Origin of the sequence: Guyparkeria hydrothermalis (assembly GCF_023555385.1) — a bacterium.
Taxonomy (GTDB): domain Bacteria; phylum Pseudomonadota; class Gammaproteobacteria; order Halothiobacillales; family Halothiobacillaceae; genus Guyparkeria; species Guyparkeria hydrothermalis_A.
Genome location: NZ_JAJSED010000001.1, coordinates 126994 through 146346, shown reverse-complemented (window position 1 = coordinate 146346; position 19353 = coordinate 126994). Strand labels below are relative to the sequence as shown.

Annotated in this window: 21 protein-coding genes; 9 read left to right on the top strand and 12 right to left on the bottom strand. The window is 63.8% G+C overall.

All coding sequences use genetic code 11. The features are described 5' to 3' along the window. Positions 1-29: 29 nt before the first annotated feature. From LV476_RS00735 to LV476_RS00715, 5 genes are read right to left on the bottom strand one after another with little or no spacing between them, the layout of a single operon-like run. Positions 30-353, bottom strand: a complete 324-nt coding sequence (locus tag LV476_RS00735) for a flagellar protein FliT (protein WP_250072312.1) — start codon at positions 351-353, stop codon at positions 30-32. Further along, positions 331-762, bottom strand: a complete 432-nt coding sequence (gene fliS, locus LV476_RS00730; RefSeq protein WP_250072310.1) for a flagellar export chaperone FliS — start codon at positions 760-762, stop codon at positions 331-333. The genes LV476_RS00735 and fliS overlap by 23 nt, the downstream gene beginning before the upstream one ends. Before the next feature lie 31 nt (positions 763-793). Beyond that, complete coding sequence (gene fliD / locus LV476_RS00725; RefSeq protein ID WP_250072302.1) at positions 794-2215, bottom strand: flagellar filament capping protein FliD; 1422 nt, start codon at positions 2213-2215, stop codon at positions 794-796. A gap of 48 nt (positions 2216-2263) precedes the next feature. Further along, positions 2264-2662, bottom strand: a complete 399-nt coding sequence (locus tag LV476_RS00720) for a flagellar protein FlaG (RefSeq protein ID WP_250072301.1) — start codon at positions 2660-2662, stop codon at positions 2264-2266. 60 nt (positions 2663-2722) lie between these two features. Next, positions 2723-4219, bottom strand: coding sequence for a flagellin (locus LV476_RS00715; protein ID WP_284047381.1), 1497 nt, complete (start codon positions 4217-4219; stop codon positions 2723-2725). A gap of 1300 nt (positions 4220-5519) precedes the next feature. On the opposite strand from LV476_RS00715, the gene glgP reads away from it, so the two are divergent. After that, positions 5520-8042 carry an alpha-glucan family phosphorylase gene (glgP, locus tag LV476_RS00710; RefSeq protein WP_250072299.1) on the top strand — a complete coding sequence of 841 codons (2523 nt, stop codon included), beginning with the start codon at positions 5520-5522 and terminating at the stop codon, positions 8040-8042. A gap of 45 nt (positions 8043-8087) precedes the next feature. Here the strand turns inward: glgP and LV476_RS00705 are convergent, their stop codons facing one another. Further along, on the bottom strand, positions 8088-8708 hold the full coding sequence (locus tag LV476_RS00705; protein ID WP_434062827.1) for an endonuclease III domain-containing protein: 621 nt from the start codon (positions 8706-8708) through the stop codon (positions 8088-8090). Positions 8709-8943: 235 nt separating this feature from the next. Between LV476_RS00705 and msrA the strand changes: the two genes are divergently transcribed. Genes msrA through LV476_RS00690 form a run of 3 tightly spaced genes read left to right on the top strand, consistent with a single transcriptional unit; the run spans position 8944 to position 9998 of the window. Next, positions 8944-9411 carry a peptide-methionine (S)-S-oxide reductase MsrA gene (gene msrA / locus LV476_RS00700; RefSeq protein ID WP_250072297.1) on the top strand — a complete coding sequence of 156 codons (468 nt, stop codon included), beginning with the start codon at positions 8944-8946 and terminating at the stop codon, positions 9409-9411. Positions 9412-9452: 41 nt separating this feature from the next. Next, positions 9453-9635, top strand: a complete 183-nt coding sequence (locus tag LV476_RS00695) for a PLDc N-terminal domain-containing protein (protein ID WP_250072296.1) — start codon at positions 9453-9455, stop codon at positions 9633-9635. A gap of 3 nt (positions 9636-9638) precedes the next feature. Beyond that, complete coding sequence (locus tag LV476_RS00690; protein WP_250072295.1) at positions 9639-9998, top strand: DUF488 domain-containing protein; 360 nt, start codon at positions 9639-9641, stop codon at positions 9996-9998. A gap of 226 nt (positions 9999-10224) precedes the next feature. On the opposite strand, the gene LV476_RS00685 is transcribed toward LV476_RS00690, so the two are convergent. From LV476_RS00685 to LV476_RS00675, 3 genes are all read right to left on the bottom strand, one after another. Then, on the bottom strand, positions 10225-11061 hold the full coding sequence (locus tag LV476_RS00685; protein WP_284047380.1) for an ABC transporter permease: 837 nt from the start codon (positions 11059-11061) through the stop codon (positions 10225-10227). After that, a complete protein-coding gene (locus tag LV476_RS00680; protein WP_250072294.1) occupies positions 11058-12008 on the bottom strand; it encodes an ABC transporter ATP-binding protein in 951 nt (316 codons plus the stop codon). The genes LV476_RS00685 and LV476_RS00680 overlap by 4 nt, the downstream gene beginning before the upstream one ends. Before the next feature lie 65 nt (positions 12009-12073). Beyond that, positions 12074-12682 carry a trimeric intracellular cation channel family protein gene (locus LV476_RS00675; RefSeq protein ID WP_250072293.1) on the bottom strand — a complete coding sequence of 203 codons (609 nt, stop codon included), beginning with the start codon at positions 12680-12682 and terminating at the stop codon, positions 12074-12076. 193 nt (positions 12683-12875) lie between these two features. On the opposite strand from LV476_RS00675, the gene hemN reads away from it, so the two are divergent. After that, complete coding sequence (gene hemN / locus LV476_RS00670; RefSeq protein ID WP_250072292.1) at positions 12876-14261, top strand: oxygen-independent coproporphyrinogen III oxidase; 1386 nt, start codon at positions 12876-12878, stop codon at positions 14259-14261. A gap of 7 nt (positions 14262-14268) precedes the next feature. On the opposite strand, the gene LV476_RS00665 is transcribed toward hemN, so the two are convergent. Further along, on the bottom strand, positions 14269-15447 hold the full coding sequence (locus tag LV476_RS00665) for an NnrS family protein (protein ID WP_250072291.1): 1179 nt from the start codon (positions 15445-15447) through the stop codon (positions 14269-14271). Continuing rightward, a complete protein-coding gene (locus LV476_RS00660) occupies positions 15444-15842 on the bottom strand; it encodes a hemerythrin domain-containing protein (RefSeq protein ID WP_250072289.1) in 399 nt (132 codons plus the stop codon). The genes LV476_RS00665 and LV476_RS00660 overlap by 4 nt, the downstream gene beginning before the upstream one ends. Positions 15843-15941: 99 nt before the next feature. Between LV476_RS00660 and LV476_RS00655 the strand changes: the two genes are divergently transcribed. The 4 genes from LV476_RS00655 to LV476_RS00640 all read left to right on the top strand — a co-directional run bounded on the left by LV476_RS00655 (position 15942) and on the right by LV476_RS00640 (position 18900). Continuing rightward, complete coding sequence (locus tag LV476_RS00655) at positions 15942-16451, top strand: RrF2 family transcriptional regulator (protein WP_250072288.1); 510 nt, start codon at positions 15942-15944, stop codon at positions 16449-16451. 138 nt (positions 16452-16589) lie between these two features. Beyond that, the gene (gene ectA, locus LV476_RS00650; protein WP_250072287.1) at positions 16590-17063 is read left to right on the top strand and encodes a diaminobutyrate acetyltransferase; all 474 of its coding nucleotides are present in this window, start codon (positions 16590-16592) and stop codon (positions 17061-17063) included. Between the two features lie 93 nt (positions 17064-17156). Continuing rightward, entirely contained in the window at positions 17157-18431 is a 1275-nt protein-coding gene (gene ectB / locus LV476_RS00645; RefSeq protein WP_250072286.1) for a diaminobutyrate--2-oxoglutarate transaminase, read from the top strand. 58 nt (positions 18432-18489) lie between these two features. After that, positions 18490-18900 (top strand): ectoine synthase, encoded by a 411-nt coding sequence (locus tag LV476_RS00640; RefSeq protein WP_250072285.1) that lies wholly within the window; start codon positions 18490-18492, stop codon positions 18898-18900. An 86-nt stretch (positions 18901-18986) separates the two neighbouring features. On the opposite strand, the gene LV476_RS00635 is transcribed toward LV476_RS00640, so the two are convergent. Next, entirely contained in the window at positions 18987-19328 is a 342-nt protein-coding gene (locus LV476_RS00635) for a DUF2853 family protein (protein WP_250072284.1), read from the bottom strand. Positions 19329-19353: the final 25 nt, after the last annotated feature.

Genomic DNA, 19353 nt, shown 5'->3' with positions numbered 1-19353 from the left:
CTTTCTCAATTACGAACAATCGGCAAGCATCACCGCTCCGGGTCGTAGGCCTTCACGGCCTTGCTGCCGGTCTGCACCTCACTGATCTCGCTACGAATCTGTGCCTTGCGCTCCTCGCCCAGCTCGACCACGCGGTCGTTGAGGGTCTGCAGCTCCTCGAGCAGTTCACGCATCCAGTCAGCCGGTGGCGCATCGTTGGGCGCACCCTGGGCGACGACCTCGTCGATCATCGGGCGGCGGATTTCCTCCGCCTCGATCACCGCTTCCCAGTCATCCGCCTTGGCCGAGGCCAGCATGCCTTGGCTGACGGCCAACAGGTTCTGCGCCTTCTCAGGCAGATTGGCGAACGTCATCGGACTCGGCCTTGTTGCTGACCTGTTCCGGGGCGATGCCGTCCCAGGCTTCCTTGATGTCGCGCAGCAGGCCGGAGACTTCCTCGACCTTCTCGATGCTGGATTCGATGTTCGCTTCCAGCAGGCGACGCTGCATGTAGGCGTACAAGTTTTCAAGGTTCGCGGAGAGCTCGCCGGCCTCCGGGTCAAGGGACTCGCGCAGCCCACCGATAATACCGATAGCCTTGCCGAGCTGTTCGCCCTTGGCGGCGCGGTCCTCGCGCTGCATGGCACCCTTGGCGGTGGCAAGGCGCTGCAGGCCGCCTTCGAACAGCATCTGGATCAGGCGGTGCGGCGAGGCATCCTCGATGCCGGAGCGCACCCCGACGTTGGCGTATTGCTGGGCACCGAATGCGGCATTGGCGTACATGGCGTTTCCCCTCTTTTCAGGTCAGGCCGAGTTATTTCTTGTTGCCGCCTGCCAGGTTATTGAACGGCAGGTTGCTCAACTGCTGGGAGAGGTAGCTTCCGGTCGAGTTCAGCTGCCCGACGATCTGGTCCATCGCGTTGAATTCCGCCAACAGGCGGGATTCAAGACTCGACAGCCGGCGACTCAAATCCTCGCGCTGGTCATTGATGTCATCAATGCGGTTGTTCAGGCTCTGCGTCCGGCTGTCCAGAATCCCGTTGAACCCCACATAGTTGTCGACCAATGCGTCCAGTCGCGTGGCGTAGCCGTCATCGGAGGCGAACATCTGGCCGATGGCATCGAAGTCCGCTTCCATCGCCTCGTCGAGTTGTGCGCCGTCGAGCTTGAGCGTGCCGTCACGCTGCGTCTCGACACCGATGGTGGCCAGGTTGTCGAAGACACCATTGATGCCGTCGACCGTGTCACTCATCTCCCGTCGGATCTGGCTGCTGACCGTCCGCAGGGTTGAATCCCCTTGGAGCGCACCGGCCCGCCCCGTTTCCGGGTCGTAGGAGGAGAGCTGGTTGGTCGTCTGCGCCAGGCCGTTATAGGCCTTGATGAAGCTTTCCACCTTGCTCTTCACCGCGCCGGTGTTCAGCGCCACATCCAAGGTATTTGTCGACCCGAGATCGGATTTCTTTAGCTCCAATGTCACGCCGTCGATGGCATCGTTGATGCTGTTGCTCGAACGGGTCACGTTCTGCCCGTCGATGCGGATGATCGCGTCCTGGGCTTGCTCCAGCAGATCCAGCTCGCCGGAGGCGGTGGAGAGTTGCGACAGGCCCGCCGCATCGGCGTTCGTGCCGTCGTCGTCGGTCGCGGAAACTGTGACGGCATTGGCTTCGCCGGGCTTATCGGCGGTCAGAATCAACCGGCTGACCGTACTCCCCGGATTGTTCGGGTCATCGACATTGACAGTCGTCGCCGTCACACCGGTGTTGTCCGGCGAAGCGTTGATCGCATCGCGGATGCCGGCCAGCGTGTTGTTGGACGCATCGACGGTGATATCGAAGCTATTGCCACCGACATCGAACGTGAGCGTGCCGGTGCCGACCGTCGCATCCGCCGAGGCAAAGTAACCGCTCGCCTGTTTCTGACCCTGTGCGAGTTGCGCCACCTCGATCTGGTAGCTGCCGGCACTGGCGGTCTCGTCCGCCGTGGCGGTGAAGATCGACGAATCGCCGCTAGTCGCCTTGCGGGCCTGGAACGAGTCCAAGTCCTTGAGGGCGCCCAGCGCGCTCTGGAACTCATTGAGGGCACTTTTGAGCCCCCCCAACGCGGAAATGGTTGCCTGGGTCTGCGCTTCGCGCCGATCCAGGCGATTGCGGGCAGGCTGGCCTTCCGCGGCAACCAATTGGCTGACGATGCCGCCTACATCAATGCCGGAACCAATGCCGGTACTGGTGATCGCCATGTCGTGTTACCTCAATTACCGTGTAATGCCAGCTTGTGGGGATACTGCTCAAGCCTCGAGCTCGAGCATGCCCCCCTCCCCGTTCTCGATCCGCCGGGCGATCGACAGGATCTCCTCGGACGGAATCTGGCGCACGACCTCGTCGGTCCGCGCGTTGATTACCTTGACGACCGTGCGACCCGTGTCGTCATCGACCGAAAAGGACAGGTCGCGCTGGCGCGACTGGACCAGCTCTTCGAGCTCGGCCAGCTTGGCCTCCAGCGCTTCCCGGTCCAGACCATTCGCCTCATTAGACTCGTTGCGGGGCCGAATGCCCTGCAAATTGCTTGCCGAAACGGATGGCCCGGACACAGAAGAGCGCTCGCCGGCCGAAGCCGCGCGAGCGCTGGGATAAAGGCTTGGCATCTTGCCAAGGGCATCTGAGATGGTGGATTCAGAGCTCATCATGCCACCTCCTTTACTCAGGCGATGACGCCCGTTCCCTGGGCGTCATCGGGTGGGCCCGGATTAGCCGAGCAGGCTCAGTACGTTCTGCTGAGCAGCGTTGGCCTGCGACAGCATTGCGGTGCCAGCCTGCTGAAGGATCTGGGAGCGGCTCAGGTTGGAGGTCTCCTTCGCAAAGTCCGCGTCCTGGATCTGGGAACGGGCGGCGCTGACGTTCTCCGACACATTCTGCAGGTTGCTGATGGTCGATTCGAGGCGGTTCTGGACGGCACCCAACGATGCGCGCTCCTCGGAAATAAAACTCAGGGCCTTGTCGATCACAGAGATCGCATCATTAGAGCCGCTTCGGCTCGAAATATCCACCTGAGCAACCGAGGACAGCGAGCCAGCGATAGTGGTTGCTCCACCCGTGGCGGTCAGTACATTCTCTGTCCCCGCAGCAACGGCCGATGCCACACTGAAGCTACCACTTGACTCAAATTCAACTTGACCACCCACTACAACGCTATCGCCTGCAGGGGAAGCCGCCACGGTGCCACCTGAAGGCCCGGTCAAAGATACCGAACCAACGTCTAGGGTCTCACCGTTGTCACCACTATGGACGAAGTTTTCAATGTTGATGTCCTCGCCCTTGTCATTGGCGAGTTCGATACTTGCTTTATCGGCGCTCAGCGTCGCGGTAATCCCAGTTTGCGCGGTACGGTCATTGATAGCCGAAGCCAGGTTGGACAGATCGCTTGTGTCTGCAATGCCCGTTGAGATCGTTACTGCGGACTCACCGTTGGAGGAAGACAGGTCGAAGGTCACAGTGCCGGCCGCTGAGAGCGAACCAACAGTCACCTCAGTGGATGCAGTCGCACTGACACCTGTAGAACCGGTCAAACCATTAACACCCTCTGCGATGGTTTTCGCAGATACGCCGTCACCCACGGTATAGGTGCCTGTGCCACTGGCGCCATTGATCGTCAGGTCACCGCCGGCCACACCATTACCACCCGAGATATCCTGGGCTACCGCAAGGCCACCAATGTTGGTTTGCGTGCCTTGCTGGTAAGCACCCATGTCAAGTGCTGAGGTGCTACCAATCGACACATTGATAGTTTCGTTCGCATTCGAACCTACCTGGAACTTGGATGACGTAAAGGAGCCGTCCAGGATGTTTTTCCCGTTGAACGTGGTGGTCTCAGAAATTCGATTCAGCTCCTGCTGAAGCTGAGACACCTCTTTCTGCAAGTTGGCTCGGTCGGTATCAGAGTTGGAATCGTTCGCCGACTGAATGGCCAGTTCCCGCATGCGCTGAAGAATGTTGGACGATTCCTGCATCGCCCCTTCGGCAGTCTGAGAAAGCGAGATGCCATCGTTGGCATTGCGCACCGCTTGGTTCAAACCACGGATTTGAGACGTCATGCGGTCAGCGATTGCCAGACCTGCAGCGTCATCAGCAGCGCTGTTGATACGCAGACCGGAGGACAGACGCTCCATGGCGGTCTGCATCTCATTTTGCGTAGAGCCCAGTTGACGCTGCGCGTTCAGGGCCATGATGTTCGTGTTTACACCCATTACCATGATGTCGTCTCCTCTTCGGACGGTGCCCCGGAAATGGGGCGATTTGCTCTTGGCTACGGTTCCGTTATCGGCGGTATTTGCCGGAGCTTTAGTTTTTGGGTGAAAAATTTTTTGTTTTATGCCCGGGTGGCACAGTGATGCGGGTTTGAGGTGGGCAGAACGCCTTGGTCAGGGGTTGCATAGGCAACATTCGTGTTCCCCGATATCGTCATTCCCGCGAACGCGGGGATCCATGGAAGGGCTGACGAGGCCGGTTCTGTTGACTCTGTAGGCAGGCACGTCGGGACGGGGCGGGTTCGTTCACTGGTTTCCCGCTTGCGCGGGAATGACGGGTAACGGGGGGATCCATGGAGGGGCTCACAAGGCCGCTCCTGTTGGTTCTTTAGGCGGGCACTTCGGGACATCTCCTGCGTTATTGCCGGCCGGGCGTGAGGCGGGTTCGTTCACTGGATCCCCGCCTACGCGGGAATGACGGGGGACGGGGATGGCTTCGATCCCTGGATTCCCGTCCCCCGTTTTCATGGGGACATGCTTTTGCGGGGCGACAGGCTGGGGTGGCTTCGGTTGCGGGTTCGCCCTCCTATCGCGGGCGGGGGTGACGGTGCTGGGATGGCTTCGATCGTTGGGTTCCCGCGTGCGCGGGAACGACGGGAGATGGTTACTCCTGGTTCATCTTTCCGATCCGTTGGCTTCCTCTTTCCCGCCCGTGTTTGATCGGGGCTTTCATGACGAGCGACGGAGCACCACCAACGCTACTTGTCCTCACCGTCCAAAAGGGCCGTCATTCCCGCGGATGCGGGGATCCATGGAAGGTCTGGGCAGCCTCTGCGGCTGATTATCCGAGTGGGCACTTTCGGACGTGTTCTGCCTTGGTGCCAACCGAGTGTGGTGCGACTTCGTTTTCTGGATTCCCGCTTACGCGGGAATGACGGGGGTGGATGGCTTCGTTGTCTAGATTCCCGCCTGCGCGGGAATGACGACAGTGGGTGATCTTGCGGCTGGAATGACGACAGTAGGTGACCTTGCCGCTGGAATGACGGCAGTGGCTGGACTTGCCCCTGCCATGACAGAACCAGTCGTGAGCAGGAATGGCAGATGCGTGCACGGGGATGACGGGGCTTTCCGTGCGCCGGGGATGATAGGGGGGCTGGGGCTTTGGTAGCTGGATTCTGCGCGGACAGGTCCAGGTGAATGACGGCCAGCTGGCGGGAGGGGGCATACCGTCATATCGTTGTCACCCGGCATATGATTGCCGGCGATACACTCGGTGACATCTCTTTCTCGGAAGCCGACCATGCCGACATCCCGTCATCTTGAAATCCGCCCCAGACTGCCCGCCCGTCTCGAGGTGCTGTCCGCCCTGGCGGGCAATCTCTACTACAGCTGGTCGCGACCGGTGCGGGACCTGTTCGACTCAATCGACAGCGAGGTTTGGCTCGCCTGCGAGGAAAATCCGGTCCGATTCCTGCAGACCGTGCCGCAGGCGCAGTTGGACGCAAAGACGGAGGATGCGGCGTTTCTCGCCAAGCTCGACGCGGTCATGCGCGACTTCGAGGCTTACCTCGGACAGGTGCCCGACACCAAGACCGAAGACGGGGCAATCGCCTACCTGTGCGCGGAGTTCGGCTTCCACGAGTCGCTGCCAATCTACTCGGGCGGCCTGGGCATCCTCGCCGGCGATCACTGCAAGGCGGCATCCGACCTCAATCTGCCGCTGGTAGGCATCGGGCTGCTCTACCGTCAGGGCTACTTCCAACAGTGCATCGACGCCACCGGTCATCAGGTGCCCCGCTTCGAGGATCTCGACTTCTCGCGCCTCCCGATTCATCGGGTCGACGGGGATGGTCAGCCGTTGACCGTCGCGGTCGACCTACCGGGGCGGCAGGTATGGCTGCAGGTCTGGGCGGTGCATGTGGGACGCGTAACCGTCTACCTGCTGGATGCCGATGTGGCCGCCAACAGCGCGGCGGATCGAGAGATCACCCACCGCCTCTACGACAGTGATCGCCGCCGGCGGCTGGAACAGGAGATGCTGCTGGGCGTCGGCGGGGTCCGTGCCCTGCGCGCCCTCGGGATCGCCCCCGCCGCGTGGCACATCAACGAAGGCCACGCCGCCTTCTCCACCCTCGAACGGATCGCCGAACTCACCGCCAGTGGTCTGCCATTCGACGCCGCCCGGCAGGCGGTGGCCGCCGCGACCGTGTTCACGACTCACACGCCGGTGCCAGCCGGCCACGACACGTTCGCCCCGGAGCTGGTAGCCGGGTACTGGGAGGATCGCCTGGCAACGCTGGGCATCGACCGCCCTACTCTGCTGCAACTCGGCCATGACCCGACCCATGACGGGCAGCACTTCAACATGACCGCGCTCGCGATCCGCGGCTCCCGTCAGTGCAATGGCGTCTCGCGCATTCACGGTGGCGTGGCTGCTGGCATGGCGGCGGCTTTCTGGCCAGAGGTGCCCGCCGAGGAAAACCCCGTGACGCACGTGACCAACGGCGTGCATGTGGAAACGTTCCTCAACCGGGATCTCGCGCGGCTCTTCGACGCCACCCGACTTGACTGGCGCGATCACCTGCACGAAACCGGGATCGGCGCACTGATCGAGACCACCGAACCGGAACGCCTGTGGTCGATGCACCTCTCCACCAAGCAGCACTTGGTGGCCGAACTGAAGGAGCGCCTCGCCCGCCAGGCCGAGCGCTGGGGCGAGGGTCACGTGCGGCTCGCACAACGAAGCCGGCTGCTCGATCTGCCGCCGGAGCAGTTCCTGCTGGTGGGTTTCGCAAGGCGCTTCGCCACCTACAAGCGCGCCACCCTGCTGTTCGAGGATCGCGACCGGCTCGCGCGCCTGATCGAATCCAGCCCGTACCCGCTGGTGTTCGTCTTCGCCGGCAAGGCACACCCGTCCGATGAGCCGGGGCAGGCTCTGCTACGCGAGATCCACGAGTTGAGCCGTGACCCGCGCTTCATCGGCCACGTCCTGCTGGTCGAGGGCTACGACATGGGGCTTGCGCGGCGATTGGTGGCCGGCTGCGATGTCTGGCTCAACACGCCGGAATACCCCTTGGAGGCCTCGGGCACCTCCGGGCAGAAGGCGGGGCTCAACGGCGTGCTCAATCTGTCGATCGCCGATGGCTGGTGGGCCGAAGGCCACGACCGCGACGGTCACGTGGCGAATGGCTGGTCGATCCCGCCGCACCTCGAGTCGGCCGCGCGACGCCGCGCCGAGGCGGACGACCTGCTCACCGTTCTCGAGACCGAGGTCGTCCCGCTGTTCACGCGACGCGATGCCCAAGGCCTGCCGGGCGAATGGATCGAGTGGCAGCGGCACGTGATCGCGACCGTGCTGCCACGCTTCAATGCCTCACGGATGGTGAGCGACTATCACGAGACGCACTATCGCCCGGCGGTGGCAGCCGGGAGGCAGATGGCAAAAGACGATTTCCGAGCGGCGCGGGAACGCAGCCGATTCGAGCAGGAACTGGCGACTCACTGGGACAAAGTCGACGCCCATGTCACGGCAGCGCCGGGTGCGGTGATCGACAGTGGCGAACCGGCGATCATCGAGATCGAGACAATCAGCCCGGGCCTGTCGCCCGAGGCGCTGCGCTGCGAGGCGGTGCTGGATACCGGCAGGGCACAGCGAGTCATCGCCGGGGAACGGATCGGGCAGGTGACCGAGCAGTCGCTGGGGCGCCACCGGGTCACCCTCCCCGCGGACCTGTCCGGCGAGCACGATTACCGGCTGCGGCTGGTGCCCACTCACGAGACGCTGCTGCACCCCTACGAGTTGGGGCGGATGAGGTGGCTCTAGCCCCCGAACGCCGGTGGCCCGTTTGTTTCGGGTAACGCCCTTTCGTCAGCCAAGCGCGAACGCGCAGCGCTCCCTGAGCGGACAATCGCCACAGGCCGGTCTCACCCGGCAATGGGCCTTGGCATGCTCTACGACCAGGCCGTGCCACTGTGCCAGTCGTTCGGCATCCGGGGCCGGGGTGGCCTCCAGCAGGTCGGCGGCCAGTTCGTCGTAGGGCGACTCGGCCAACGCCGGAAAGCCAAGCCGGGCGAACAGCCGACGGGTATAGCTGTCGATCACCCAGACCGGGCGCTGGAACCCGTACAGCAAGATGTCGTCGGCGGTCTCCCGACCGATGCCGTGGATGCCGAGCAACCAGCCCCGTAGCGCGGGCGTCTCCATACGCTCAAGACACTCGTATCCACCGGCCGTCAGCCACGCCTCGGTAAATGCCCGCAACCGCCGGGTCTTGACCCGATAGAAGCCCGACGGGCGGATCAGCTCGGCGAGCGCCTCGTCCGCCAGCGCGTCGACCGCTGCGGGACCGAGGGCATCGGCGCCGTCCAGGTTGGCCAGTGCCCGCTCGACGTTCTTCCAGTTGGTGTTCTGGGTGAGCACAGCGCCGACGGCGATCTCGAACACCCGCTCGGCCCGCTGCCGCGCGTATCCCGCCGGCCACCACGGCATGTCCTCCGGGTGGGTCTCGTCGAGACGATGGGCATGCGACGCCAGGAGGCGCGACTCGGCCCACTCGAGGCAATCGTGCAGGGAGGTGAACGACCCATCCGGCCGTCTCGGGGCAGTAGCGGAATCTGTCATCGTTTGCGGAGTCCCAACATCGGCACATCTGAACTATGGTCATGCACGGGCCCGACGTGCTCGGCCCGCTTCGACCATCCAACCGACCGGGGACAAGGAAAGCATGAGCCAAGCCACCATTGCCACCTTCGCCGCCGGCTGTTTCTGGGGAGTGGAGGATCGCTTCCGGCAATTTCCCGGCGTCATCGACGTGACGTCCGGCTACACCGGCGGTCACGTCGACCATCCCGACTATCGCCAGGTCTGCACCGGCACCACCGGTCATGCCGAGGCCGTCGAGGTACAGTTCGACCCGACCCGGATCGGGTACGACGAGCTGGTGCGCGCGTTCTTCGCCATGCACGACCCGACCACCCCGAACCGTCAGGGGCCCGACGTCGGCACCCAGTACCGCTCGGCCATCTTCGTCCACGACGAAACCCAGCGCGAAACGGCCGAACGGATCAAGGCCGAGATTCAGCCGCAACTGCCCGCGCCGATCGTCACCGAGATCACCGACGCCGGTCCTTTCTGGCCGGCCGAGGACTACCATCAGCGCTATCTCGAGAAACGCCGCGCCGGCGTGCGCTGACACCACCGATACCGAAACCAAGCTGACGCAAGGAGACCACGATGCTCGAACTTCCGTTTGGCGGCCTGCTGGGCCTGATCATCCTCATCCTCGACATCTACGCGATCGTCAAGATCGCCCAAAGCACAGCCACCACCGGGATGAAGGTGCTCTGGATCGTACTGGTCGTACTGTTGCCGGTACTCGGCCTGATCATCTGGGCGCTGTTCGGACCCAAGGGATGACCCATGCGCATGGTGCGCACCAAGCGGGTCCATGACCCGGTCGAGCACGAGGACGGCTACCGCGTGCTCGTCGACCGGCTCTGGCCACGGGGCGTCAGGAAACAGGATCTGGTCCACGACGAGTGGATGAAGAAGATCGCACCGTCGGGTGCCCTGCGCCGCTGGTTCGGGCACGCCCCGGAGCGCTTCGAGGCGTTCGCGGAACGCTACCGGCGCGAACTCGAAGGCAACGAGGAATTCGACCATCTGGCCGAGATCGCCACCGAACGTCCCGTCACCCTGCTCTATGCTGCGAAGGACCGCGAGCACAACCACGCGGTCGTGCTGGCCGAGTCGCTCGAGAAGCGTCTGCGGGCCGACTGAAACCCACTTTGACGGGATGACAGTCTCACCCTGCCCCCCCACCGTCATTCCCGCGCAGGCGGGAATCCACAAAAGCCCCCAACGAAGCCAATAAGGCCGCACCTACCCGCAAGCACCTCGGGCTTCTCTCGAGTGTCGGCTAACCAAGCACGACATGGCTCCGATCCCTGGATTCCCGCTTTCGCGGGAATGACGGCTTTGTTGGGAAGCCTGACGCCCCTACACGTCAGCCGCGCAGGCCTATCCCCTTGCGGAACAGGCGCAGCGCGTACAGGTAGGCTGCCAGGATGCCGACGGCGAGGATCGCGTAGGTGCTCCACACGGGCACGTCCGTGATCCCCAGCATCGCGTAGCGAAAGCCGTTGATGATGTAGAGCACCGGGTTGTAGAGCGAGGCCTGCTGCCAGAACTCCGACAGCATGTTGATCGAGTAGAACACCCCGCCCAGGTACGTCAGCGGCATCAGCACGAAGGTCGGTACGATCGAGATGTGGTCGAAATGGGTCGCGTAGACACCGTTGATCAGCCCGAGCAGGGCGAACAGGGTCGACGTCATCAGCGCCACCCCGAACAGGTTCAGCACGCTGTAGACCGACAACTCGGCGAACAGCAGGGCGACGATGGTGACCGCCCCGCCGACGGTCAGTCCGCGCGCCACCCCGCCGGCCACGTAGCCGATGATGATCAGCCAGTTGGGCATCGGCGAGACCAGCAACTCCTCGACGTGACGGGCGAATTTGGCACCGAAGAACGACGAGACCGAGTTGGCGTAGCTCTGCGTGATCACCGACATCAGGATCAGCCCCGGCACCAGGTACTGGATGTAGGGCACGCCGTCGATCACGCCGATGCGCGGACCGATCAGGTGACCGAAGACCACGAAGTACAGCGCGGTCATGATCATCGGCGGCAGCACGGTCTGCACCCAGATCCGGCCGAAGCGCAGGATCTCGCGGGTCAGCAGCATGACAAAGGCGTTCCAGGCCCCGCGCGCGGTCAGGCCGGTGGCCTTCTCTCCCGGACCCTGGTGGTCGAATGCGTCGGTTTCCGAACGGATGCTCATGCGCGCTCCCCGGTCTGTCGATTGGCCGCCGCGTCGTCATCCTGCACCAAGCGCAGGAACAGTTCCTCGAGGCGGTTGGTCTTGTTCTTCATGCGTTCGATCACGATGCCGTGCCCACGCAGCACGTCGAACACGCCGGTCAGTTCCTGGCCACGGCTCAGGTCGACCTCGATGGTCTCCTCGTCGATCAGCCGGGAACCGACCACCGGCATCTCCGGCAGCGACTCGACCGGCTCGCGGGCGTAGAGCACGAAGGTCTCCTGCGACAGCTTGGCGAGCAGGTTGCGCATCGAACTGTGCTCGACGATCCGTCCCTCGTTGATGATCGCGATGTTGCGGCACAGGGCCTCGGCTTCCTCGAGGTAGTGCGTGGTCAGGATGATCGTGGTGCCCTGGCGGTTGATCTCGGTGAGGAAATCCCACATCCCACGGCGCAGCTCGATGTCCACGCCGGCGGTCGGCTCGTCGAGGATCAGCATGCGCGGGCTGTGCACCAGGGCACGGGCAATCATCAGGCGGCGTTTCATTCCGCCCGACAGCGCGCGGGCCATGCCCTCGCGCTTGTCGAACAGACCCAGCTGCTTCAACAGCTCGTGGGCACGCTTCTTCGCCGCCCGGCGGGTCATGCCGTAGAAGCCGCCCTGGTTGATGACGACTTCCTCGACCGGCTCGAACTGGTTGAAGTTGAATTCCTGCGGCACCACACCGATCTGCGACTTCACCCACGCGCGGTCGCGATCGAGATCATGGTCGAACACCCGCACGGTGCCGTGGCTCTTGTTCACCAGCGAACAGAGGATGCCGATGGTGGTCGATTTTCCCGCCCCGTTGGGCCCCAGCAGGGCGAAGAAGTCGCCCTCGGCGATGGACAGCTCGATGCCCTTGAGGGCACGGGTGCCCCCCTCGTAGGTCTTCTCGAGCTCATAGATCTCGACGGCGTTGCTCATGGCGTTGCTCATTGAATGGGCTCGCGACTCCGTGAAAACGAATGCGCAGTAAAACGAATGGGCCGTCAGCCGTTGGCCGACGGCAGGTGCCAGTGATAACGGATGCCCAAACCGCGCACGGCCAGCGTGACGGCGAAGCCGAAGATCACCGCGGCAATCGGCCAGGCCAGCCAATGGGCGAATACAACATAGACGATCCCGCCCACCAGCGCGGCCGAGGCGTAGATCTCGCGGTGCAGCAGCAATGGTGGCTCACCGGCCAGCACGTCGCGGATCAGCCCGCCGAAGGTCGCCGTCATGATGCCCATCATCACCGCGATCATCGGGTTGGCGTCGAGCGACAGCGCGATCTGCGCGCCGATCACGCAGAAGGCGGCCAGCCCGATCGCATCGGCCCATGGCAGCCAGTTGGCCCGCTGGTGAAACGGCCTACTGGCGTAGAAGAAGACGATCGCCATCACCGCGGTGATCACCAGGTACTCCCACTGGGTCAGCCAGAAGACCGGTCGGTCGAGCAAAAGATCCCGCAACGTGCCCCCGCCGATGCCGGTGACGGTGGCAAGAATGAGGAAACCCATCAGGTCCATGCGCTTGCGATCGGCCACCAGGGCGCCCGTGACGGCGAAGACCGCCGTCCCGAAATAGTCCAGCCACTGCAGCAACTCGCCGATCATGCCCGCCTCCCCTGACTAATCTGCCCCCGAATCGGCCCCGGCTCGAGGGAGCGTGGAGGATAGCCATTCAGCCACGCCGGGAAAAGACCGCCCGCCCCATGGAATTCCCCAGCATTCTACTCGGACGACGAGATCGGCGGGAGGCGCTAGACTCCTGCGACCGTCCAACCATTCCGACGACCGACTGCCGCCCATGAGCCAGACCGAGATTCCGTTCGACGCCGATCTGATCCGCCGTTACGACACCAGCGGGCCGCGATACACGTCCTACCCGACCGCCGTGCAGTTCCACGACGGCTTCACCGAGGACGACTACCGGTCGGCCGCGGCACGCTCGAACGCCACCGGCGGCCCGCTGTCGCTGTACGTGCACATCCCCTTTTGCGACACGGTCTGCTACTACTGCGCCTGCAACAAGGTGGTCACCAAGGATCGCGCCAAGGCCCGCCCCTATCTCGAGGACGTCTACCGCGAGATGGCGCTGCAGTCGGCGTTGTTCGACGACGGACGTCCGGTCGACCAGCTTCACTGGGGCGGCGGCACGCCCACCTTCCTCTCGCACGACGAGATGCGCGAGCTGATGGCGAAGACCGGCGAGCATTTCGCGCTCAAGACCGACGACTCCGGCGAATACTCGATCGAGATCGACCCGCGCGAGGCGGATGCCGCCACCATCCGCGTGCTGCGCGAGATTGGCTTCAACCGCATCAGCCTCGGGGTGCAGGACTTCGATCCCGATGTGCAGAAGGCCGTCAACCGGATCCAGAGCTTCGAGGAGACCCGCGAGGTGGTCGAGACCGCCCGCGAGCAGAACTTCCACGGCGTGAGCATCGACCTGATCTACGGGCTGCCGCACCAGTCGCGCGACCGGTTCATGAAGACGCTCGACCAAGTGATCGAGCTCGACCCCGACCGGCTGTCGATCTTCAACTACGCCCACCTGCCGCAGCGCTTCAAGCCGCAGCGGCGCATCGCAGGCGACGATCTGCCCAGCCCGGCGGAAAAGCTCGACATCCTCGGCTCGACCATCCGCTACCTGCAGCAGGCCGGCTACGTGCTGATCGGCATGGACCACTTCGCCAAGCCGGACGACCCGCTAGCCATCGCCCAGCGCGAAGGCACCCTGCAGCGCAACTTCCAGGGCTATTCCACCCATGCCGAGTGCGACATGGTGGCGATGGGCGCCTCGTCGATCAGCCAGGTTGGCGGCGCGTTCAGCCAGAACGTCAAGGACCTGACCGCCTACCACGAAGCACTTGTGGCCGGTCATCTGCCGATCGAGAAGGGGGTGGCGATCACCGAGGAAGACGTGCTGCGCCGGCACGTGATCACCGAACTGATCTGTCATTTCCGCCTGCCGATCCCCGACGTGGAGGCGCGCTTCGGCATCGACTTCGCCGAGCACTTCGCCGACGCGCTGGCCGAGCTTTCCGACATGGCTCGCGACGAACTGGTCACCATCACCCCTAACGAGATCGTGGTCCAGCCGCGCGGCCGCCTGCTGATCCGCAACGTCTGCATGGCCTTCGACGAGTACCACGGCACCCATAACGGCCAGCGCTTCTCGAAGGTGATCTGAATCGCGCCTAGCGTCGAACGGCCGGATGGGCATCGGCGCGCTCGGCGATCAGCCACGGGCCGATGACCATCAGCATCGCGAGATAGACCAGCGAGAGACCTCCGGCCGTGAGCGCCAGCCACGAAGGCTGAAGCCCCGGCCAGACAGGCAGTATGAGCCGAAGCACCACCGCGCCCAGCAGGATCACCAGCACCGGGCGAAACGCCCTGGGCAAGGCGATCGGGCGACCGGTGTGCCCGGCACTGACACGCGTCATCATCCCCAGCGCCATGACCGCCAATGCCCCGAGGCCCAGGGCATGCACCGGCCCATCGCGGCCGTTCACCGGCAAACCGACCAACTCCAGAGCCAGCCAGGCAAGCCCCAGCGACACGGTCAGCACGCCAACGAAGAGAAGCCACAGCATCGGCTCACGCAAGACGGCCGGATGCCACCAGCGCAACAGGGCGTAGCCGGCCGCGAGGGCGATGCCAGCTGATATCAGGGCGCGAAGCCCGTCGGGCACGGGCAAGGCGAACAGAACGAGAAGCACCAGCGGGCCGCCACCGAGAATCACCGCCACGGTTCGGCCGGTCCGTCGAGGCGCGATGCCGAGACGGTTCGCGGAAAACGGCGGCACGACCCGCTGGGCGATGAACAACAGCATCGAGACGATCGGCAACAGACCCGCCCAGCCGACCCAGCCGGCCAGCGAGGCGGAATCACGCTGTGCCGCGAATGCCACGTCCAGCAGGACCATCAGTAGCAGGGCCAGCACGAACAGCAGGTTGTGCCACTGGCGGGCGAGCAGTATCAGGCGAGCGACCACCACCAGCAGGAGCAGTTCGGTGGCGACGGACAGCAGGTACGGAGCGATCGATTCCGCCCCGACGATCACGAAAGTCACCCGCGCCGCCAGCCACAGACCGAGCGCCAGCAACAGGACGGCTGGCGACCAGGCACGCCGGCCGGTCCAGTTCTGCGCGGCCGTGGTCAGAAACCCCGCCACCAGCGCCGTGCCGACGCCGAACACCATCTCGTGCGCGTGCCAACGCCAATCGAGAACGCCTTGCAGCGCCCCGCCCCAACCGGCCGTGAGCCACACGCCAGCCCAGGCAGCCATGGCGAAACTCGCGAAGGCCAGCATCAACAGGAACCAGGGCCTGAACCCGACGGACAGCACCGGCCAGCCCTGCCACGAGCTCATGCCTCGCCGGCCTCACCGCCCAGGCAGCCAGCCTGCAGTCGATTGAACAACTCACGCTCCTCGAAGCGCACGTGCGCCACCAGGCACTCACCCAACCGGTGCAGCGTGGACCGCGCGAACGCCTCCAGCGCCCGCGCCAGCAGTTGCTCGATCTCGCGGTGCTCTTGACGCATGCGCTCGATCTGCTCGGCAAGCGTCGTATCACGAGGACAGGCAGCCAGGGCGCGATCGGCGATCGCCTCCTCGGTGGCGAAGTGGTCGGCCAATTCCGTCCGATGAGCGACCAACTCCGATCGCAGCGCCTCGTCCGGCTCGCCCCACTGGAGCCGTCGCGCGAGCTTGAGGGTGTGGTGGTGCTCTCGGGACAGCGGCTGGAGGCGTTCGTCACGCTTCATGGCAATTCTCCGGTGGCGGGAAGGTGTCGCCGGATCGGCTGGCAACGCGATGCCAATATATGCATACTGCATACATATTACAAACGGAGCAGGGACACCGTGCAGCTCAACCAACAAACGGACTTCGCCTTCCGCATCCTGATCTATCTGGCTGACCACGCTGCGGCGAACAGGGTGAGCGGGGACCATCTCGGCCGCCCCAAGATCCGCGAGATCGCGGCCTTCTATGGCGTCTCCTACAACCACCTGATGAAGGTTGCCAACGCCCTGGCCACGCATGGTTACGTGCGTTCCCGACGGGGCAAGAGCGGCGGGCTTGCCCTCGCCCGCGCCCCGGAAGCAATTTCGCTCGGCGACGTGGCCCGGGATATCGAGGCGCACTGGGAAGTGGTTGAGTGCTTCGGCGCCACCACCGACTGCCCCCTCGCCCACGGTTGCCGACTCGCGCCGATCCTAGCCGAGGCGTTGAACGCGTTCTGGGCCGTCCTCGACAAATACACCCTGGCGGACATCGCTTTTCGCCCCACCGCGGAGTCACCCATCGACTTTCATCCTCGCCCGGAATCTCCCGCCAGCGGCCGGGAAAACAGATCACCCAAACCCGCATGACAGCGCCGTTACAGGGCCGTTCCCCCCACCGTTTCCAACCGGATCGAGGTTGAGCTTTCAGCCTCATGCCTTATAATGACGGCTCACTTATACGGACCTGATCGCGGCTGGAAAGCTAACGCGAGCAGGCAGACAAGCATGACGATTCGTTTTCGTGAACCGCGCCTCGAGGATGGGGGTCGGATTCACCAGCTGATCCAGCGAGCGGGCACGCTCGACCTGAACTCGGCTTACCTCTACTTCCTTCTGGCGGATCACTTCCGCTCGACCTGCGCCATCGCGGAAAAAGGTGACGACCTCGTCGGTTTCGTCACCGCCTACCGCCTGCCGGACAACCCGGACACCTTGTTCGTGTGGCAGATTGGCGTCGACTCCTCGGCCCGCGGTCAGGGCGTGGCCTCCCGCCTGCTCAACACGCTGCAAGAGCGCGACTGGTTCGGTGACATCAAGCGCATCGAACTGACCATCGCCCCGGACAACCCGGCCTCCCAGACCCTGTTCACCCGCTGGGCGGAAAAGCTGGGTCGCTCGATCCGGAACGAGCCCTACCTCTCCAGCGAGCTTCTCGGCGATGGCCACCAGCCGGAAGATCTCTACGTCATCGATCTCTGATCACCGACATCGCCGGCCGGCTCCGAAAGAGCCGGCCGCGCAGCTTTTGTTTCGCACCCGATTCCCCTTTCACGTTTCAAACGAGGACCTGTGATGAACATCGATCTGTTCGAGAAATACGAGTCCAACGTCCGCGGTTACATCCGCTCGTTCCCGACCATCTTCGTCAAATCCAAGAACGCCACGATGTGGGACAACGAGGGCAAGGCCTACATCGACTTCTTCGGTGGCGCCGGCTCCCTCAACTACGGCCACAACGACCCGGCGATCAAGCGCGCCATCATCGACTTCATCGAGCGTGACGGCGTCACCAACGCGCTCGACAAGGCGACCGATGCCAAGTACCTGTTCATCAAGAAGCTGCAGGAGACCATCCTTCAGCCGCGCGGCCTGGACTACAAGATCCAGTTCGTCGGCCCGACCGGCACCAACGCCGTCGAGACGGCCCTGAAGCTCGCGCGCAAGGTCAAGGAGCGCTCCAAGATCGTCTCCTTCACCAACGCCTACCACGGCCACACCCTGGGCGCACTGGCGGTCACCGGCAACGAGTTCTACCACGACGACTTCTACGGCGTGCCGCTGAACGTCACCAAGATGCCGTACGACAACTACTTCGACCCGACCGGCGAAGGCCAGATGGACAGCATCGACATGATGCGCCAGTACTACGAGGACGCCAGTTCGGGCTACGAGCTCCCGGCCGGCATCGTGGTCGAGACCATCCAGGGCGAAGGCGGCATCAACGTCGCCTCGATTGAGTGGCTCCAGAAGCTCGACAAGATGTGCAAGGACCTCGACATCCTGCTGATCGTCGACGACATTCAGGTCGGCAACGGCCGTACCGGCAACTTCTTCAGCTTCGAGCGTGCCGGCATCAAGCCGGACATCGTCACTATCTCCAAGTCGATCGGTACCGGCTTGCCGATGGCGATCGTGCTGATGCGTCCGGACATCGACCAGTGGTCCCCGGGCGAGCACACCGGCACCTTCCGCGGCAACTCGCTGGCCTTCATCGCCGGCGCGACCGCACTGGAGCGCTGGGACAACGACGACTTCTCCAAGGAAGTCGTCGAGAAGGGCAAGAAGGTCGAGGCACGCTTCAAGGCAATCGCCGAGCGTCACCCGGGCCTGATTTCCGACGTGCGCGGTCTGGGCATGATCTGGGGCCTGCAGTCCGACGAGGAAGACTTCTGCAACGACGTCTCCGCCGAAGCGTTCAAGCGCGGCCTGCTGGCAGAGACCGCCGGTGCCGACGACCAGGTGATCAAGTTCCTCGCCCCGCTGACCATCAGCGAAGACGAGCTGAACAAGGGCCTGGACCTGCTCGACGAGTCCGTCGACGCCGCGGCAGCCGCTCGCAAGGGCTGATCAACGAACGAAACGGTCCCGCCGCGCGGGGCCGTCCTTCACAGCTACGGAGACAATCATGCTCGTACGTTATCTCGACCGGGACATCCAGGGCACCGAACGCGAAGTCGAAGCCGAGAACGGCAACTGGGTCAGCCGTCGTCTGATCCTGGCCGACGACCGGGTCGGCTTCTCGTTCAACGACACCATCATCCGTGCCGGCACGGAGACCTTCATCCACTACCAGAACCACATCGAAGCGGTTTACTGCGTGGCGGGCAACGGGGAGATCCACGACATCAACAACGATGTCACCTACCCGATCCGCGACGGGATGATGTATCTCCTCAACGACCCGGATGCCGACAAGCACTACCTGCGTGGTGGCAGCGAGGACATGCGCCTGATCTGCGTGTTCAACCCGCCGCTGACCGGCCGCGAAGTGCACGACGAGAACGGTGTCTACCCGGCCCTGAGCATCGACGACTAATCAGTTGCCATCTCGGCAGACAGAAAAAAACCCGGCCTCCGCAAGGAGCGCCGGGTTTTCTTTTTGCACCACTGTCCCGATCCGGGTCAGGGATAGGCGGCATCCCGGCCGAAATGCCGGGTCAGCAGGTAGTAGATCACCGCCCGGTACTTGTGTCGGTTGTCCCGGCCGTACTGCTCGATCGCCTTGTCGATGGCGGCATCCAGGTCAGGGCCATCGCTCAGACCGAGCTTGTCGATCAGAAAATGCGTCTTGATGTAGTCGACCTCGCGCGGGTCATCGCCGGCGACCATCGAGGCGTCGCGGTTGTAGACCGCCGGCCCCAGACCGATGACCACGCGGGTCAGCAGATCCCGGTCGGGCGTCACGCCGCACTTCTCGCTCAACTCGCTCGCGTACTTGTCGATCAACTCGTCTCGATGGCTCATGCTGCCCTCCCTTCCGCTGGTCAGG